The organism is Cedecea sp. Ae19-4 (assembly GCF_059801165.1).
The window spans coordinates 1-2,039 of record NZ_JBCHWG010000016.1; the positions used below are offsets into that span (position 1 = coordinate 1).

General features: G+C 59.9%; 1 protein-coding gene. It reads right to left on the reverse strand.

The genetic code is table 11. From position 1 onward, the window contains the following. On the reverse strand, positions 1-1,994 hold a 1,994-nt coding region (locus tag AAIE02_RS23565), incomplete at its 3' end, for an inverse autotransporter beta domain-containing protein (RefSeq protein WP_498533419.1). Between the last annotated feature and the right edge of the window lie 45 nt (positions 1,995-2,039).

The window sequence follows — 2,039 nt, forward strand, 5'->3', positions numbered from 1 at the left end:
CTCCCGGACTGCACCGCCGTAGTCCAGCCGCTCAGCATCATCGTCGCCTTCAGCCCAGTACCCGCCGTGGTGGCCGTGTACGTCGCCGTGTAGGTCCCGTCACTGTTGTCCGTCCAGCCGCTACCGCTCTTCAGCGCCGCGTTCTGTACGGTTACTGTATCCGTCGTCAGCGAGGATGCCGCGCCGGTAACCGCGTTGTCACTGGCGTCCTTCAGCGTCACTGTCACCTTGATATCTGAACCGGATACATAAGTGGTGGCGTCGGTTTTGATGGCCGACCTCCCCTCATCCGGCGTGATGCTGCTGATGGTCACCTCCGCCGGCGACAGCGTGATGCCGCTCACCGACGGCGTCAGGGTGACCGTCTCAGGGTCTGTACCCGCCGTCACCGTCACGGTGTACACGCCCGCGGATTTTCGGGTCAGTGCCGATACCGTGGCGCTTTTCAGCGTGCTGTTTTTCAGGCTGATGTCCTTCACATCCATGTCCACCGCCTGGTTATTCCCGTCCCGCAGACTCAGGGTCAGAGTCTGCACACTCCTGCCGTCCGCAGCCAGCGAAGAGGTGGCGGGCGTGAACGTACTCTGCACCGCGCTGACCTGAGGCGCCTGCACCGTCACCTGAGTTTCAGCCTGATTTGAACGGTTTCCCTTTCTGTCCACCGCCACACCCTGCACGGTATAGCTGTTGACGTCAGCCCGGTAAGCCGGCATCACCACGGTCCAGTCCTCTCCGCTCTGCACGATTTTTCCTCCCGCGGCGATGAGTGATGAAGCCGACCAGTCAATGCGCTCCAGACCGTACTTGCTGTTGACGGATACCCCCAGAGACTTCTGCTCCCCGGTATGCCCCGTCACCAGATCGGCCGTCTTCAGGCGAATAACCTCTTTCTTGCGGTACTCCAGCACGATGTTGTTATTGCGCTCCACCAGGTCATATCTGCTACCGGCCAGGCTGCGCATGGCAGCCACCGCGTCCGGATTAATCTGGTGCTGCCAGGGCATACCCAGCTGGTAATTCATGTCCACGCCAAAGCGTGTTTCGGCGTTTGACCCGGCCCCCTGACGCTGCTCTGCACTGAACGTCAGCAGCGGCACCGGCGTATAGTTAATCCCCGCCGTAATGGCGTGCGGGTCACGCTGTCGACTGTCAATGCCGAACAGGGCGACTTCTTTGCCATAGTACTGCTCATAGGTCAGCTTGCCGCCGAGCTGCGGCAGCGCCGGAAGCCAGTACTGTGCCCTGACATCCCAGCCTCTGGCCGGACGCTCCTGGTAATCGGTCAGGTCCGGGGAATCCTTCCACCCGGTCAGGGGGATATATCCGTTAAAGCCCAGCTTCAGGAAGTCTCGCCAGTATTCAAGGCCGGCGCCGGCACGGGCGTGGTCCCGGGACAGGTCGTAATCGAGAAAGCTGTTGGCACCGAACATCCATGCATCATAGAAGCGCCGGACGCCGGCACCAAGATTAGCCTGAGTCCGGTCATCGGTGCGGTGAATGCTGCCCTGAGTAAAAACAAGCCTGTCCTTTTGTTCGTACAACGGGACAAGCAAGTCAAGTTGTGAGTTTTTCAGAGAGAAATTTTTATCCGCATCCAGCTGCACGCGGGCCGTACCGAAACGACTCAGCCACTGCTGAATTTCACCACTGGCAGCACCGCTCGCCATCCCGCGCGCCATGGACGCTGCCGCGTCGCTTCTGGTGCTGGCTGAGAGGAAATTACCGGCCTGTGAGGCATAGCCGGCGACTTTGTTCGCCCGTGTATCTTCGTTATTCTGACCGGGAACGGAGGTTGCAGGGGTATCATCCCAGCGAACTTCCGGGAGCGGAGCCACAGGAACGTCCAGCTCATCCCCCGCCTGCAGGTGGTCAAAGCCGTGAGCGAAAGTGCGGAACTGGTTCAGTTTACGCAGTGAATCCACGGACATATTGTATTTTCTGGCAACGGACGAAACGCTCTCCCCTTCACCAAGGGTGTACACCCGGGTCTGCATTGCTGACACTGTCTGCTCATGCAGAAAACGTCCGTCACTGCCGGC